The organism is Synechococcus sp. Tobar12-5m-g (assembly GCF_024345415.1).
Classification (GTDB): Bacteria; Cyanobacteriota; Cyanobacteriia; order PCC-6307; family Cyanobiaceae; genus Regnicoccus.
Genome location: NZ_JAGQBB010000038.1, coordinates 1 through 14276, shown reverse-complemented (window position 1 = coordinate 14276; position 14276 = coordinate 1). Strand labels below are relative to the sequence as shown.

General features: G+C 60.2%; 23 protein-coding genes and 1 pseudogene. 11 read left to right on the top strand and 13 right to left on the bottom strand.

The features are described 5' to 3' along the window. Nucleotides 1-176: 176 nt before the first annotated feature. A complete protein-coding gene (locus KBY66_RS15150) occupies nucleotides 177-584 on the top strand; it encodes a VOC family protein (RefSeq protein ID WP_255090453.1) in 408 nt (135 codons plus the stop codon). A gap of 99 nt (nucleotides 585-683) precedes the next feature. Further along, nucleotides 684-1415 (top strand): GAF domain-containing protein, encoded by a 732-nt coding sequence (locus tag KBY66_RS15145; protein ID WP_315855522.1) that lies wholly within the window; start codon nucleotides 684-686, stop codon nucleotides 1413-1415. A 12-nt stretch (nucleotides 1416-1427) separates the two neighbouring features. Here KBY66_RS15145 and KBY66_RS15140 read toward each other — a convergent pair whose 3' ends face one another. Further along, complete coding sequence (locus KBY66_RS15140; protein WP_255090452.1) at nucleotides 1428-1691, bottom strand: efflux RND transporter permease subunit; 264 nt, start codon at nucleotides 1689-1691, stop codon at nucleotides 1428-1430. A 75-nt stretch (nucleotides 1692-1766) separates the two neighbouring features. On the opposite strand from KBY66_RS15140, the gene KBY66_RS15135 reads away from it, so the two are divergent. Next, nucleotides 1767-1925 (top strand): hypothetical protein, encoded by a 159-nt coding sequence (locus tag KBY66_RS15135; protein WP_255090451.1) that lies wholly within the window; start codon nucleotides 1767-1769, stop codon nucleotides 1923-1925. A 31-nt stretch (nucleotides 1926-1956) separates the two neighbouring features. Here the strand turns inward: KBY66_RS15135 and KBY66_RS15130 are convergent, their stop codons facing one another. The 4 genes from KBY66_RS15130 to KBY66_RS15115 all read right to left on the bottom strand — a co-directional run bounded on the left by KBY66_RS15130 (nucleotide 1957) and on the right by KBY66_RS15115 (nucleotide 4496). Continuing rightward, on the bottom strand, nucleotides 1957-2262 hold the full coding sequence (locus KBY66_RS15130) for an AbrB family transcriptional regulator (RefSeq protein ID WP_255090455.1): 306 nt from the start codon (nucleotides 2260-2262) through the stop codon (nucleotides 1957-1959). Nucleotides 2263-2407: 145 nt separating this feature from the next. Then, complete coding sequence (locus tag KBY66_RS15125; protein WP_255090449.1) at nucleotides 2408-3058, bottom strand: thermonuclease family protein; 651 nt, start codon at nucleotides 3056-3058, stop codon at nucleotides 2408-2410. 85 nt (nucleotides 3059-3143) lie between these two features. Then, complete coding sequence (locus tag KBY66_RS15120; protein ID WP_255090448.1) at nucleotides 3144-3944, bottom strand: glycosyltransferase; 801 nt, start codon at nucleotides 3942-3944, stop codon at nucleotides 3144-3146. Nucleotides 3945-4106: 162 nt separating this feature from the next. After that, a complete protein-coding gene (locus KBY66_RS15115; RefSeq protein ID WP_255090447.1) occupies nucleotides 4107-4496 on the bottom strand; it encodes a hypothetical protein in 390 nt (129 codons plus the stop codon). A 309-nt stretch (nucleotides 4497-4805) separates the two neighbouring features. Between KBY66_RS15115 and KBY66_RS15110 the strand changes: the two genes are divergently transcribed. From KBY66_RS15110 to KBY66_RS15100, 3 genes are all read left to right on the top strand, one after another. Further along, complete coding sequence (locus tag KBY66_RS15110) at nucleotides 4806-4988, top strand: metallothionein (protein ID WP_255090446.1); 183 nt, start codon at nucleotides 4806-4808, stop codon at nucleotides 4986-4988. 48 nt (nucleotides 4989-5036) lie between these two features. Continuing rightward, on the top strand, nucleotides 5037-5255 hold the full coding sequence (locus tag KBY66_RS15105; protein WP_255090445.1) for a CDGSH iron-sulfur domain-containing protein: 219 nt from the start codon (nucleotides 5037-5039) through the stop codon (nucleotides 5253-5255). A 237-nt stretch (nucleotides 5256-5492) separates the two neighbouring features. Continuing rightward, nucleotides 5493-6185 (top strand): DUF547 domain-containing protein, encoded by a 693-nt coding sequence (locus tag KBY66_RS15100; RefSeq protein ID WP_255090444.1) that lies wholly within the window; start codon nucleotides 5493-5495, stop codon nucleotides 6183-6185. On the opposite strand, the gene KBY66_RS15095 is transcribed toward KBY66_RS15100, so the two are convergent. From KBY66_RS15095 to KBY66_RS15075, 5 genes are all read right to left on the bottom strand, one after another. Further along, nucleotides 6167-6898 carry a TIGR04283 family arsenosugar biosynthesis glycosyltransferase gene (locus KBY66_RS15095; RefSeq protein WP_255090443.1) on the bottom strand — a complete coding sequence of 244 codons (732 nt, stop codon included), beginning with the start codon at nucleotides 6896-6898 and terminating at the stop codon, nucleotides 6167-6169. The genes KBY66_RS15100 and KBY66_RS15095 overlap by 19 nt on opposite strands. A gap of 11 nt (nucleotides 6899-6909) precedes the next feature. Further along, nucleotides 6910-7362 (bottom strand): rhodanese-like domain-containing protein, encoded by a 453-nt coding sequence (locus KBY66_RS15090; protein WP_255090442.1) that lies wholly within the window; start codon nucleotides 7360-7362, stop codon nucleotides 6910-6912. A gap of 245 nt (nucleotides 7363-7607) precedes the next feature. Beyond that, nucleotides 7608-8051, bottom strand: a complete 444-nt coding sequence (locus tag KBY66_RS15085; RefSeq protein WP_255090441.1) for a nuclear transport factor 2 family protein — start codon at nucleotides 8049-8051, stop codon at nucleotides 7608-7610. A 105-nt stretch (nucleotides 8052-8156) separates the two neighbouring features. Further along, nucleotides 8157-8759 carry a MarC family protein gene (locus KBY66_RS15080; RefSeq protein WP_255090440.1) on the bottom strand — a complete coding sequence of 201 codons (603 nt, stop codon included), beginning with the start codon at nucleotides 8757-8759 and terminating at the stop codon, nucleotides 8157-8159. A gap of 248 nt (nucleotides 8760-9007) precedes the next feature. Continuing rightward, nucleotides 9008-9277, bottom strand: coding sequence for a high light inducible protein (locus KBY66_RS15075; protein ID WP_255090439.1), 270 nt, complete (start codon nucleotides 9275-9277; stop codon nucleotides 9008-9010). Between the two features lie 489 nt (nucleotides 9278-9766). On the opposite strand from KBY66_RS15075, the gene KBY66_RS15070 reads away from it, so the two are divergent. The 4 genes from KBY66_RS15070 (at nucleotide 9767) to KBY66_RS15055 (ending at nucleotide 12115) form a co-directional block, all read left to right on the top strand. Then, the gene (locus tag KBY66_RS15070) at nucleotides 9767-9925 is read left to right on the top strand and encodes a hypothetical protein (protein ID WP_255090438.1); all 159 of its coding nucleotides are present in this window, start codon (nucleotides 9767-9769) and stop codon (nucleotides 9923-9925) included. Between the two features lie 237 nt (nucleotides 9926-10162). Beyond that, nucleotides 10163-10912 (top strand): lysophospholipid acyltransferase family protein, encoded by a 750-nt coding sequence (locus tag KBY66_RS15065; protein WP_255090437.1) that lies wholly within the window; start codon nucleotides 10163-10165, stop codon nucleotides 10910-10912. A 24-nt stretch (nucleotides 10913-10936) separates the two neighbouring features. Next, nucleotides 10937-11752, top strand: coding sequence for an alpha/beta fold hydrolase (locus KBY66_RS15060; protein WP_255090436.1), 816 nt, complete (start codon nucleotides 10937-10939; stop codon nucleotides 11750-11752). A 162-nt stretch (nucleotides 11753-11914) separates the two neighbouring features. Next, the gene (locus KBY66_RS15055) at nucleotides 11915-12115 is read left to right on the top strand and encodes a DUF2256 domain-containing protein (protein WP_410001009.1); all 201 of its coding nucleotides are present in this window, start codon (nucleotides 11915-11917) and stop codon (nucleotides 12113-12115) included. A 416-nt stretch (nucleotides 12116-12531) separates the two neighbouring features. On the opposite strand, the gene KBY66_RS15050 is transcribed toward KBY66_RS15055, so the two are convergent. Further along, nucleotides 12532-12714, bottom strand: coding sequence for a hypothetical protein (locus KBY66_RS15050; RefSeq protein WP_255090434.1), 183 nt, complete (start codon nucleotides 12712-12714; stop codon nucleotides 12532-12534). Nucleotides 12715-12759: 45 nt separating this feature from the next. After that, nucleotides 12760-13029, bottom strand: a complete 270-nt coding sequence (locus KBY66_RS15045; protein ID WP_255089270.1) for a high light inducible protein — start codon at nucleotides 13027-13029, stop codon at nucleotides 12760-12762. 369 nt (nucleotides 13030-13398) lie between these two features. Between KBY66_RS15045 and KBY66_RS15040 the strand changes: the two genes are divergently transcribed. After that, complete coding sequence (locus KBY66_RS15040) at nucleotides 13399-14160, top strand: DUF3598 family protein (RefSeq protein WP_255090433.1); 762 nt, start codon at nucleotides 13399-13401, stop codon at nucleotides 14158-14160. Here KBY66_RS15040 and KBY66_RS15035 read toward each other — a convergent pair. After that, nucleotides 14150-14276 (bottom strand): annotated as a pseudogene (locus KBY66_RS15035) (chorismate synthase); the annotation flags it as partial. The gene KBY66_RS15040 and the pseudogene KBY66_RS15035 sit on opposite strands and share 11 nt — an antisense overlap.

The window sequence follows — 14276 nt, the reverse complement described above, 5'->3', positions numbered from 1 at the left end:
CAGGGCCCGACGATGGGAATGGTCTGCGGAACCCCAGTGCGTCCGCTTCCTTGCAGTAACTCGGCTTAGGGGGGCGATTCGCCATACCCGGCAGGGCGCTGCTCTATCAGCAACAAACTCCTAGCTGTTTTGTTCGGCGGCAGAATGAATCCCCTCCAACGGGAACAGACGACGGCATGCCACAGACGCTCTCCGGCATCAGCGGTCTGGCCCACATCGGTATCCGCGTTCACGACATGGAGCGATCGGCCGCCTTCTACTCCAGACTCGGCTTCCGGTTGGTGGCCGGGCCGATCGGCCCGGAACCAGTCGCGATCCTCACTCACCCCAGTGGAGTGGAAATCAATCTGATCCTCAATGCGCCGACAGCTGCGGAGGCCAACGTCCTCATGGACGGCCCCGACAAACCGGCGGGCATCACCCACTTCGCCCTTCTCTGCACCGACCTGAACACGGCGATTGAAGAGCTGCATGCAGCTGGCCTGGAGCCGAGCGCTGGGCCGGTGGACTTCGGCGGTCAGGCCCGGGGGCTGTTCCTGCGTGATCCCGACCGTAACGTGATCGAACTGCACCAGCGACTCTGAAGCGGTGACCTGTTCGGGGCGCGGGGGGGTGAGGAAACGTGAAGCCGCTCCGAGCCGAGGGAAAGATCAACACATTGTGGCCAAGGGACGACAACCTCCTTGCCTCTCCTGCCCATGAAGGCGCCATTGACCGAGCGAGAGGAAGAGCGGCTTGATGCCCTTCGCGACTACAGGATCCTCGACACCCCCGATGAAAGGGCCTACGACGATCTGGTGGCTCTGGCGGCCCAGATCTGCGACGTCCCCATCGCCTTGATCAGCCTGGTCGACAGCAACAGGCAGTGGTTCAAAGCGAAAGTCGGCCTGGAGGCCCGCGAAACGAGCCGAGACATCTCCTTCTGCGCCCACGCCATCCTCAACGACGACATCCTGGTGATCCAGGACGCCCTGGCCGATTCGCGCTTCGCCACCAACCCCCTGGTCACCTGCGCCCCCAACATCCGTTTCTATGCCGGCATGCCGTTGCTTTCGCCGGCGGGCCTGGCCTTGGGCACCCTCTGCGTGATCGACCATGAGCCCAGGGAGCTCAACGCCGCCCAGATCTGGGCCTTAGAGAGCCTGGCCCACCAGGTGGTGAGCCAGATGGAATTTCGGCGAGTGTCTGCCCGGCTGGCCCAGGCCTTGGAGAAGATCGCTCTGATCGAGGGGCTGATCCCAATCTGTTCCTACTGCAAGGCGATTCGCAACGACGCCGGCTATTGGTCGAGCGTGGAGGCTTTCATCAAGCAGCACGCCGATGTGGCCTTCACCCATGGGGTGTGCCAAGCCTGCATCGAGAAGCACTTTCCCGAGGTGGCCGAGGTGATGCGAAACCAGGACGCCGGCTCGTAACGACCGGGCCGATCATGCCTGGGAAGAGTCCCCAGGGATGGCCACTGGCTCGGTCCTCTCTAGCAACCAGCGCTCCTCCAACCCCTTGATCACCAGGTAGAAGGGCGGCGCCACCCCCAGCGACAACACCGTGGCCACCAGCAGGCTGCTGAAGATCACCGTGCCCACGGTCTCAGCTGTGGCGAACAGTTCCGTCAGTCCCGTCAGCGGGCTCTCCGGCTGGCTGTGGATCACGCCCCGCCGGCGTTCGATGCCTTCGTAAGGCTGCAGGAGCAAGGCGTCAGGTTTGAGGAGGCCTACCAGCGCTGTCTGGCAGAGCAGGGTCAGGAATTCCGCCAGGCCTGTGACTTCGTGAAGACACTCGCGGCGCTGATCAGCCACGACAACCTGGCCGAGCTCACGGCTCCTTCCCAGAAGGGCTTTCCCAGGGAACCCCGGGAGCTGCTGGCATTGGCCCAATGGTCCGACCACGTCAGCGGCTTCCTGGTGTCTTGCGAGCCGTTCCGCTGACCTGACAGCGACGGCCCCCCAGGTGCCCGGCTCACTCCTCGTCGTCGGCCCCACCCACGGGCACCAGGCGGATCTGCTTCTTGCCCAGCTTGATCTCGAACGCATCGCCAGGCTTGAGATCCAGCAGGGCGGTGTAGGCCTTGCCCACCATCAGGTTGCCGTTGAACTGAATCTTGGTGGTGAAGCCCAAGCTGCGACCAGCCTTGCCTTTGCCATTGCCGCTGCCATGGCCGACACCGACGCCTTTAGCTTCCAGCAGCGCCTCATAGAAGGCGGTGAAGTTCAGGCATTCGCTGCCGTCTTTCTTGGTGCTGAGGTAGCCGGCGGCCCGCACCAGATCCGATTTGGAAGCATCGCCGAATTCCTTGACTTTGGCGAGTAGATCAGCACCGGTGAGAGCACTGGTAGTGGGGCATGAATAGGGGCAAAGTAACGAACAAGATGATCAGGACCAGGCCTTGAAGGTGCGGATGTCCGTCCCTTCACTGGAGGCTCCCGCAGGCCTTGCCATCCCCATTCCAATCCAAGTCAGTGTGACCTTGGCGCAGCAACTCCTGCGCACGCGTAAAGGAGCCGATCTCACCGCAGCGAACCATCCGGCCACCAGGAATCGACCCGGCGGCAGTGGCTGATCTCCGCGCCGTTCTGCCGCGCCGGAAGTCCCACGGGCGGGTGATGCCGCCCGGCACCTGCCATACCCCGTATCTGCGCCGGGAAGCCCGGAACTCGGCTTCCAGATACTCCCTTGAATCGCATTGGCCCAGGTACTTACGGTAGGCAAACGCCTGGCCATCCTCCACCATCGCCAGGCCGACGTTGATCTCTCCGATCACCTCGGCCACGGTGCGGCCGTAGCGGTCCACCGTCTGGGGCAGAAGCGTGACCGGGGCCCCTATTCGCAGCCGCGTTTGCAGATAGGCGCGGGATTGATTGCCATAGGGGCTCTGGGCCATCTCGGGGGCGTCGATGCAGCCCAGCCGGATCGTGATCCGCTGCTGGCCTTGAAGCACCCGGATGGTGTCGCCGTCACCGATCGAGAGCACCGTGGCGCGGCTGCCTGGGCTAGCCACGGCAGCCAGGGGCGCCTGAAGCACCAGGAACAGGCCCGAGAGCAAGATCAGAAGTTGGTTCATCGGCAAAGTCAGGATGGGCACCACCCCATGGCCCCCATTGCTCCGGCCATGCCAGGCGATGGATGATCAGCGGCATCTCACCGAATCACCCGACAGCCATGCTGGATGCAGAGAATCGATGATCCCTTTCAACCGGGCTGATCATCTGAGGAGAAAGAAGGGTCCAAGTCGCGGGACCTGGAGGTGGTTGGAACAGAATCCGCTCGCCTCTTTCCCATGCGCATCGTCGTGATAAGAGCTCCAAATCGTCAAACCAAGTTGTTTTAGTCATCTGGCCCCCATGCAAACGAATATGATAAACATGGGCATCAATCACCACCCCGGGTGCCATGCAGGTTACGGCCATCATCATTCCAATATCTTCCCCTTGAGGTAAGCCCATCCAGCCACCAGCCCTCTTTAGAAGGTTGGCTTCCACGAGCAAAGTTGTTGGTCCCAAGGGGATGCTGGCCTTAGGCGTTGGCCAGGCACGCCAGATATCTCCAGGGGAACTGGGTCCTGCTGGCACGATTCCTGGGTCTATCTTGGAGTCATCCGTACAATATCCCGCAGACCAAAGTGCACCAGTCTGACCATGGATTGCATCCAATCGTTTATCAATAGACTGTGGATAAAGCCAGTCATCGTCATCAGCACTGGTAATCCATTTGCCTTTTGCAATGACCAAGCCTAAATTACGAGCGGCGGCTTGACCGATGGACCGCCCTGTCACAATGACAGTAGCCCGTTCGCATAGCTCAAGCGGAAGTTCTTCTTGGCTGGCGCCATCAACAACAATAACGTGTTCTACCAAGCATTCATTGTTCCTTAGGCTCTCATTCAACTCCACCAACATGCTGAGCCGATCTGGCAGCAGCCTGGTGGGGGTAATCACGCTGACAGTCATCAATTTACCAAAAGAGATGCCTTTGTATCTTCAGTGTAGACACCCTGAATCTGGGCGCTGGCTTGGCACCATGACGCAAACTCAATACAGAGCGGCAAGTGGGGGCGGGTTCTGGGGCATCACCCCATTGTGGGGGCCGACGCTTTTGCCGTCTGGCCTTGCTCAGGGGAGCGGCTCCACTCCCTCCAGCGCCGTGCGCAGCTCACCGATGAACTCCTCATCCAGCTCGGTGGCGGTGAGCTCATCACCGACCAGGTCCTGGATCAGGGGGTAGAAGCGCACCTCGAACCATTTGCGGAACACCGCGTAAGTGCGCTCCGCCGGCCAGGTGCCGGTGTCGCGATGCCAGTAGTCGAGCTCGGCTTCAAAGATCGCCTCGTAGACCTCCTCGAGGATTTCTTCGGCCTCCTCTTGCGTGTCGTAGTCAGGGATCAGGTACAGGCAGGGCTCACTGGCTCCAGCAACCTCCACATCCAGATCGAGCTGCCGGGCCCAGTCGAGCAGCTGCCCGCTGGGGGAGATCCCCACCGCGCAGCGGTTCACCACGGCCATGGTCCACCCGGCGGCATTGCCAAAAGGCTAGGCCTGGCCAACGGAGCGGGCATGGCACCACGACGGGACCAAGAAACCCTCTCGGACTCGATGCACTGCAACAGGAGTGTTGCTGGACGGCTCCAATGAGTAGGGCGCCCCGTGTCGGGCGCCCTTGGGCCGGTTGCAGGGTCTGGGCTCGCGCTGCCCTGGTCGTGGCCTCTGATTCATTAATACCTCCGCCTGCCTTGCTTGTCAGTACGGCAAGCCGATCCACCGCAGCGCCGCCGGCACCAGAGTGGGTTCAGTTCCGCTGTGGAAGGAGAGGCCATGACCACGACCCTCGAAAAACCAACTGCTCTGAAGTGCGCCTGCCCAGGGTGCAACTGCACGGTGCAACCGGAAACGCCCTTCCGCAGCGGCGCTTTGCTGTTCTGCAGCGACGCCTGTGCCACGGGGCACCCCAATGGCGAGCCCTGCCACGCCGGCTGTGGCTGCGAATGCCATGGCTGACCTGCTCCGCCCTCTGCGGGTCCGATTCCCCTGGAGCTGCCAGCCGGCGTGCACCAGCTCTGCCGCTGCGGCCGCAGCCGCCATGGCTGGTTCTGTGATGGCGCCCACCTCGGCACTGGCTGGCTGTCGCGCGAGCTGCGGCTTGAGCAGGCCAGCACGGTGATGGTCTGTGGCTGCACTCACTCCCGCCACTACCCGCTCTGCGATGGCAGCCATGCCCGACCGTCCAGCCGCCCGTGGTGGAAGGTTTTGCTCAGATCAGCTTGATCGTGATGGCTGCTGGTCGATGCGAAATCTGGACTGGGCTCTTCCTTCACCCTCAGCTCACCTGGGTAGGCCAACTGGTTTCTCGATGCCACCGGCCGGGTGGTGCGGTCCTGCAAGGTGTTGACCTTACCGGGTGTCAGGCAACAGCGACAACCGGCCCGGATGCAGCAGAGTCTCCATGGTGTCGGCGCCAAACAGATCACGCGACCTGATGCACGCCACCACCCCTGCCGAACCATGAACGACCTGCCCGCCTGGAATGATCTCCTCCAGCTATACGTGGACCGGGCGGGCCGGGTGGATTACGAAGCCTGGAGAACCCACCACCCCGAGACCCTCATCCGCTGGCTGGCTAGGCAATCTGCTGATACCCACGGCCGCCAGGATCACATCGCCCACTGGATCAACCTCTACAACGCTTTCACAATCCAGGCGGTGCTCTCGGCCTATCCAATCGCGTCGATCCGCCCCACCCTGATCGGCCTGCCGAACTGGATCGCGTTCCTGCGATTCTTCCAGCGGCGCGTGCATCGCCTTGGCAATGAGTTATTCAGCCTGGCGCAGATCGAAAACAGGATGCTGCGCCAGCGCACTGGTGATCCCCGCGTCCACTTCGCGATCGTCTGCGCCTCGGTGGGTTGTCCGCTGCTGCGCCATGAGGCCTACACGCCGGAGAGGGTGGAAGAGCAACTGGAGCAGGATGTGACCCGCTTCATCAACAACCCCGCCAAGGTGCGATTCGATGCCGAGAGGGGCGTTCTGTACTGCAGCAAGATCTTCCGGTGGTACAAGGCTGATTTCCTGGCGGTGGCGCCTTCCCTGCTCGACTACATCCTTCCCCGCCTGGGCGGCGTTTCGGTACAGGATCATCAACCCCGGGTCGCTTTTCTACCCTACGACTGGAGCCTGAATCAGCGGATGTCCTCGTAGAGGCGCTTGAGGGGCGCCGGTGGCATGCCCAGACCCCAGAGCAAGCCGATTGAGAGATAGATCGCAGCGGCCTTGCCGGCGCCCCAGCGCTGCACCCGCCGGTCGGAACTGATCACCACCCGGTTGATCAGCCGGATGCGTCCCTGCTTCAGCAGCCGCAGGCAGAGATCGCCGTCCTCCAGGATCGGAAGAGCTTCGTTGAAGCCACCGACCTCCCAGAAGGTTTCCCGGCGACAGATCATCACCTGATCGCCGAACAGCAAACGCAGTCCACGCCAGTACAGATGTGGGCGAAGCAGCAATGGCGCCAGATGGGTCTTGAGCAGGTTCAGGGCCGAAATCCCCCAGCGGGTGGTGTCTTCGCCACTCATCAGCGACACGAATCCCGCCCCGGCGATGGCCCGGTCCTCCAGCACCCGTTCCGCGATCGCCACCAGATCGATGGGAACGAGGGTGTCGGCATGCAGAAAGCAGAGCAGGCTGCCGTGGGCCTGCCGCGCGCCTGCATTCATCTGGATCGCCCGGCCCGCTGATTCGCAGGGGAAGACCGCCACACCCGCCGCGGTGGCGATCGCCCGGGTGGCGTCGCAGCTGCCGCCATCCACCACCAGCACTTCGAGGGCCGGTGGATCGAGGGCACGCACATTCGCCAGCGTGCGTCCCAGGCTGGCGGCCTCGTTCAAGGTGGGAATGATGATCGACAGTGGCGCCATGCCAGTGCCTCTCATCGGTGCGGCTTCAGGAGCAGACCCCAGAAGCGATTGAACGGATGCACAAGCGTGGTGGGTTGGCCCTCATGCACCAGCTGATGCCCTTGATTCACCCATTCAAACAGCCCTCCCTCCAGATTCACGGCCTTCCGGAAGCCCCGCTCCCGCAGCCGTTTCACCACGGCAGCACTGCGCACCCCCACCGCACAGCACACCAGGATCTGCCGCTCCCTCGAGGCATTGCCCAGCGGGCCTGAGAGGGGAATCTCCTCCCCATCCCCGATAGGCACCGCGCCTGGGAGGCAACTCACGTTGAATTCGGCGGTCGTGCGGGCGTCGAGAACCAACCAGTCGCCAGCCTGCTGCATCGCCAGGATCTTTTGCAGGCGATCAGGACGAATGGAGGGAACCGATGAATAGCGCAACCGGATCCACTGCTTCAGCCAGAACCACACGAAGCTTTGCATCGCGAACCAGCCAACAGCTGATCACCATGACCCGCTGCTGAACAGAACTTGCAACAGCGCAAATCCTGCCAGACAGGTGGCGGCACGCAATGGAATGGTATGAAACATCGTCGAAACATCCTGGATCATCATTGCCTGATAGTGCTTGATTATCCCTAATGATGACAGGCTCGGTGTGGAGAACGACAGACACATTCGGAGATGAAGTTGTGTTGCCGATAGTGTGATGTGCCCTGCCTCTGCCTTCAGGACACGAACCGCTGGTACAGCCAGCGCACGAAGCCACCCACCACCGGCACCGGCGCGAAGGTGGGGCCGACGAAATCGAAGTAGTCGCGATGGTCCACGATCGTTCCGTCGCCACCGATACGCAGCCTGGTGGTGCCGGGATAGACGAACTCGATCCCCTTGATCTTCAGGCCCATCGTCCACTCCACGAAGGCCGTCTCACCGCTCAGGGCTACGGCGCCGGGCGCAAGGAAAACATCATCACAGCGGCGCATCAATCCCTCCTGGGCAGCGATGTAGGCCTCAATGCCTTGCTTCTCCTGGGTTGGGTCTTGAAAATGGACTTTGGCGTCGTAGACGGCCCGCCACTGCTCCGCGCTGGGTGCCGGAGCGCCATAGGGCTTGGTGAACAGGGCCTTGAGCGTTTCCTCGGTAAGCGGCGGCGTGAAAACTGCGTTCATGGCTTCACGGGGGACCGGCGTGCAAGGACTTAACAGAACGCTGGCAGCTCTGGGGCCCGGATGCGCGGCCATCCAGCCGGATTGATCCGCCGGAAGCGTTCCTGGTCAGGCCGCTCCGGCGAGCACGGGGAAGCAGCCCTTCAGGCCGCCCACCAGCATCTGCACACCGATGGCGCTGAGCAACAGGCCCATCAGCCGGCTGATCACCTTTTCCTGCAGTTCCCCCAGGGCCCGGCGCAGGGGCATCGACACCCGCAGAATTGCGTAGATCGCCAACGCCAGCAGGGTGATCACGCCGCTGAGGGCCAGTCTTCCCTGCCAGGAGGCGGGAGAATCGGCCACCACCAGGGAGATGGCAGCCGGCCCCGCCAGCAGCGGCAGACCGATCGGCACCACCCCCAGGCTACCGGCGTCGGTCTCGACGTCGGGGTGGCTCACCTCCAATCCCTCGATCAGGCGCAGGCCGATCGGCAGCAGGATCAGGCCGCCAGCGACGCGGAAGGCATCCAGGGTGATTCCGAACAGATCCAGCAGGGCCTGCCCCCACCAGCAGGCCGCCAACAGGGTGAACAGAAAGGTGAGCACCGCCAGGCGGCTGATCTGCCGAAGCCGGCTGGCATCGCCCCCGGCTGCCCTGGCCACCACCGGCAGAACACCGATCGGCGAACTGATCGCCAGCAGGCCGACGGCGGTGTTGATCAGGGACATGGCACAGGGATCATTCCGGCTTCTGCCTGAAACAGAGAGATCGGGTTCGAAGGAGATGAGAGCACCCCAGATTTCTGTCTGCGAGCGGGTTGAGAAGGACACAAGCAGGCAGCGCCGGGGCCGCTGCGTTATCCCTGGGCGGACCACCCACAAAACATAAATAGAGGCTTGCTACCAGCCACCCAACGTCGATCACCCTTGCTGCATCCAGAGGGCAGAAACCCGCAGGCGCTGGCCTGGGAGCCGGATCAGCCGATTCCCAGAATGCCGCGGGAGAAGGCCTCTCCGCCCAATGCGTACTCGGTGATGAGCAGAGCGACAAAGCCGATCATGGCAAAGCGGCCATTGAGCCTCTCGGCACGCTCGTGGAAGCCCCAGCCGCTCTCGGCACTCACCACTTCCATGCGTGGCTCCGTGGCGAAGGCATTGAGGCGTCCGCCTTCCTCTGTGGTGACCGTCGCACCGCGGATGGAGGAGCGCTCAAGGGCGCTCGGAGTCGCCGGGGTCTCATGGTCCATTGTGGAGGCTTCGGGAGGAAAAATTAACTGTAGCAGCGATTACTGGAAAGAATCTGTGCCAATCGAGGGGGGTCGGCATTGACTCGTGTAGCAAAATGCTGAACCTTCATGGGTCTGGTTTAAATCTGAATGTTGAGATAAGTGGCGCAGTCCAACAAACTATGTAGGGGCAGGCCTGAGACCCTTGTGAACAAGGGGTCAAGACCGCAATAGTCCACTAAATGATCGGTGTGTGGCTCGGCGAAGGGCTAAGGAAAGGCCTCGACAAGCAGGCATCATCAACCTGGGGGGATGTGAGCAGCGCGAGGGCCAGATGGCTACCTCTCGAGCAGGCGACAGCTACAGGGCAGACGACCTCGGCGATCACGAGGTCCAGCACCCAGGGATCTCCTAGCAACCGGCTTGCGCGCAGCCGTTGCCCGAGTCCGGATGGATCGCTTTTTGAGAAGGGTTCCTGAGAAGGGTTTCTGAGAAGGGGAGTGAAGCCTGATGGCGGCCACCGACATCCAGGTGGCGTTGTTTAGGGCATGGCTGGTGGCGGCCGCAGAAGGAGGCAACCAAGGAAATGCCGTTCTACAATCAGCCTCGGTGCTGTGGATGGTCTGCGGCTTCAGGTCCAGCAGAAACAACGGACAAACTAATCCCTGATGCAAAACGTCCTTCTCGGCCGGGACATTCAACAACCCCTCTGGCACAACGTCACACTCTCCATGCTCACGCCTTAGAGTCAAGGGGCAGCCATAGACCAATCTACCAACTACTCCTGACAAGCCATAATCAGAAAATGTTGATAACGTATAACTCTGCCTGGATTTCTTAATTAGGTCTGTGGATCCGTCCAAAAGCGATGCCAGGATCAGACTTCAACATCAGAACGCTTCTCCAGTGAACCTGGTCGACCCCATTCCAGGTATGAACTTCGATTCGCCCTTGCACTTGTCTCGCCGATTGCTTGGTGCCGTTGGCACGAAGGTATCTGTAGAGAACTTAGATCTAATGCCGGCTAATAAGAGAATTTTAGTTGTCAGCAACCACCGCAGCCTGCTCGATGCTCCCTTGCTGATGGCTGCCATGAATCGTCCAGTACGTTTTGCCTGCCACTATTACATGAGTCGGGTTCCCGTGCTGCGGGAGATGGTGTCGGCGATGGGGGCCTTCCCTCTCGATGCACCTCGCCAAAGGCAAAAGAACTTCTTTCAGCAGTCAGTTAAATTATTGCTGTCAGGGCAAATAGTCGGGATTTTTCCTGAAGGAGCGCAGCCAATGGTTCAGGTCAAGCCGGCCAATCAACTCAGCCCCTTCCATCGTGGTTTTGCCCATCTGGCCTTGCGAGCACCGGTTCAAGATCTGGCCATCCTGCCAGTGGCAATTGCATCCTCTGAAGAGAAAAAGCATAACCTTGCCCCACTGAAGCTTTTCAGCTTTTTTGATCCCTCAGAACCCCTGTTCCAATGCGGGGGGTGGCATTCAGCCATTGTCTATCGTCGCGTCCACCTTCTCTTTGGCTATCCTATTGGGATCGACGAGGTTCAGCGACAACAATACCGCGGCCGCCATGGAGGCCAACTGGCTAAAGAGATAACCCAGTCATGCTGGGAACAAATCGTCGGTTTGCTGCGTCAAGGCAGCCACTAAACACTTTCAGCTGACAAGCTAATTGTGAAAAAGTCATTGCGTCTCCTAACTTCAAAGGACTCACAACAGATTCTCCCCCTGTTTGTATTTTTGCCAGGTATGGACGGTACCGGTGAGTTGCTGCAGCTCCAGCTAGCTGGACTGAAGTCCATTTTTGATATCCGCTGCTTGTCGATTCCCACAGACGATTTAACAGGATGGGACGGATTGCTTGAACAAGTAGCCCAGCTGATCGGGAGGGAGCAGCAACAGTCACCTTCGCGTCCCATCTATCTTTGCGGCGAGTCATTTGGCGGCTGCCTAGCCTTAAAGCTCGCCGCTCATTTTCCGTACCTGTGCGATCGTCTGATTCTGGTCAATCCTGCTTCTTCAGTACGCCGACAACCCTGGATGGGCTGGGGAGCTTCCGTCACTCAGTGGTTGCCAAACCCTCTTTATCACCTATCTACACTAGGCCTGCTTCCGCTTCTGATTGCACCAAAGAGAGTGTCCTTCCTGAGTCAACAGGCCTTGTTGACGGCCATGCAATCAGTGAGCCCTCCAAGTGCTGCATTTAGACTATCTCTACTCAACCAATTCGTCTTGGAGGACCTGCCTCTTGAGCGAATTAAGCAGCCTGTTTTAGTCTTGGCCTCAGGAGCTGATCGGCTCCTGCCTTCCGCAGCAGAAGCGAAGAAACTAGTCAGGTTTTTACCCAATTCCCAGATCGTTCTACTTCCAGAAAGTGGGCATGCTTGTTTGCTTGAAAAAGAGATCAGATTAAGTAGTATCCTTAAATCACACAACTTCTGTAATCATTCTAGTCAAATCTCGCTTACAAGGCCTGGCTTGGCAAAATAGCTAAATCTAGCAAACAACAGAGTCAAAATGGTGCGTTTGATAGGTGGCCATTAGGTTGATAGTCACTTGGGGTGCTGACCGTGACTACCTAAAAGAGTTGAGCCGCCAAGGGCCCGCTGGACGACAATTCTTTAATTCTTTCGATTTGTGATTCGATCGTGGATGTTGCCGCCCATTGCCTTGTCATTTCAGATGCCTCATCACCCCGACCGCCCCACCAAAGTCTGCCCGGTCTGTGGGCGCCCCTTCCAATGGCGCAAAAAGTGGAAGGATGTCTGGGAAGAAGTGCGCTACTGCTCAGACCGATGCCGTAATCATCGCAATCGGATGGCCTCGACGGAAGATTCAACTACTTCGCCCTGATCACTGAGCGGAGGGTGCATAAGTTCATGAGTAGGAGCACACCCTATGGGATGTTTTCACTGTGCTCTATACGAGGAAGCTAAAGCACAGGGTGTAAGAAACCACTGCAAACGGAACTTTGCTGGACCTCCGTCCGCTACCGCCTAACAACAACCCAAGATCCTGCCCAGCATGCAAATCGACCCCCTAGGATCTCTTAGGCGCGCCCCTAACATCAGCCAATACTTTCTGTTCAAGACATCTCTGGCCACGACCTGAGGAGGAGACTATTCCCTCAGGACAACTCCTTTGATCAGAGATCAGCCGGTCACTTCTCTGTATTCAGTGACAGGGAGCACAATGACCGGTAAACTTCAAGGCTGAGGAGGTCTGCGAGTCCCTGATCATGGATTCACAGCTTCCTCAGGCCTCAGAGTTCAAGGCTTCTTGATTCCAAGCGCTTGTGCTCCATACATCTCACTGAACATGGCCTGAAGTTGCCATGCCTTCAGCAGCGTTTTTGCCACTTTGCGGAGGTCTTCGAGTTCGTTGCAGCTGTCGATCGCCCTTGAATGAGCTTCGATGGCAAATGCCCTTGTGAGGGATAGGGAGTTTTCCATGGAGATGTGTCGTGATTCGTTCGTTCTGAAACTCGCTCCTTGGAGTCAGCCGATGCCCAGCAGGCCGCGGGTGAAGGCTTCGCCGCCCAGGGCGAACTCAGTGGCCAGGAGGGCGATGAAGCCGAGCATGGCCATGCGGCCATTCAGCTTCTCGGCGCGCTCGTGGAAGCCCCAGCCGCTCTCGGCACTCACCACTTCCATACGCGGTTCGGTGGCGAAGGCATTGAGTCGGCCACCGTCTTCGGTTGTCACGGTGGCGCCGCGGATGGAGGAACGATCGAGGGCGCTGGGAGCGGTGGCGGTGGCTTGGGCCATGGGGAACTCGGGAGGGATGAGAGAACTGTAACAGATTATTGCGGAGTGTAGACGCATATGACTTTTGCGACCCGACCAGGCGGTTCGGGCCCTAAGGCAAGCCCTGGATGGCCCCAACGCGAACAGAGCCGGGCTGGGTGCCCGACCAGGGAAAGGCCTTCGACGTTCAGAAGCCACGAGTGGGGCAACGGATGAGACAGTCTTTCCCGTTACAAACGCCATGACGGTCGGTCTGCTCTTTTTCGAATCACTCTCCAGCCGGTTGATCACCCCCTGGGAGCTTTGCTTGCTCACCCATCAGCAGGACAGCTCCTCCCGGGTGGAAGCGGCCACTGCTGCCTACGATCGAGCCCACGGTTCCGGTGCTCCATGGCCAACCAGTGGCAGAACTTTTTACGCAACCTTGGCGAGTGGCGCGGAAGTTTCAGCACCGTGGCCGCCGATGGCACGGTGCGGGAGAGCAGCCCGTCGATGTTGACACTGGAGAGTGAAGGCGACGACCGGCTCGTGCGCTTCAGGTTGAGACGCTGGCCTGAAGGAATGACGATCGCCCCCGGGGGTGGGCCATCTGACGGGGCCGGCGAACCAAGCCACGCCGTGGAGAAGGACTACCGCAGCCTTGGCCGCCAAGTGGTGTTTTTTGACTCGGGGGCGTTCAACAAGGGGTCGCTGCAGGTGGCCCCGAACACTGTCTTTGGCGGTGAGTTCGGCTTCATCGGGCTCAATCGACGCCACCGGCTGGTGCAGCTCTACAACGAAGCTGGCACATTCGACCAACTGGTGCTGATCCGCGAGTTCCGCGCCGGCAGTGGGGCTGAAGAGTGTGCGCCCACCAGCGCTAATCAGCTGCTTGGCACCTGGGAAGGCAAGGCGGCCACGATCAGTGCTAACTGGCTCGAGCCTGAGGTCGCCGACTGCCAGTTGGTGCTGGGTGAGGCAGAGCTGGAGGGCCTGAGGCTGATGCCCGATGGCGGCTTTTCTCGCCTGCCTCAGCGGGTCAGCCACCGTGAGGCCTTCGTACTGGAGGGCGGCTGGTTGCCGTCCACCGGCCGGATGGAGCGCCTGATTCGCCGCTACGACGCCAGCGGTGCCTGGCTATCGGCTAGCCATGAGGTGATGACACGCCACTGAGGATCTCGACCCGGTCCTCTTCCTTGCGGGGGGTTGTGATGCGGCTCTGGCCCGGCTTGCGTCGATCGAGATCGGCCTGGATGGTGGCGCTCTCGAGAGCGAGCCGGGGTGGGCAG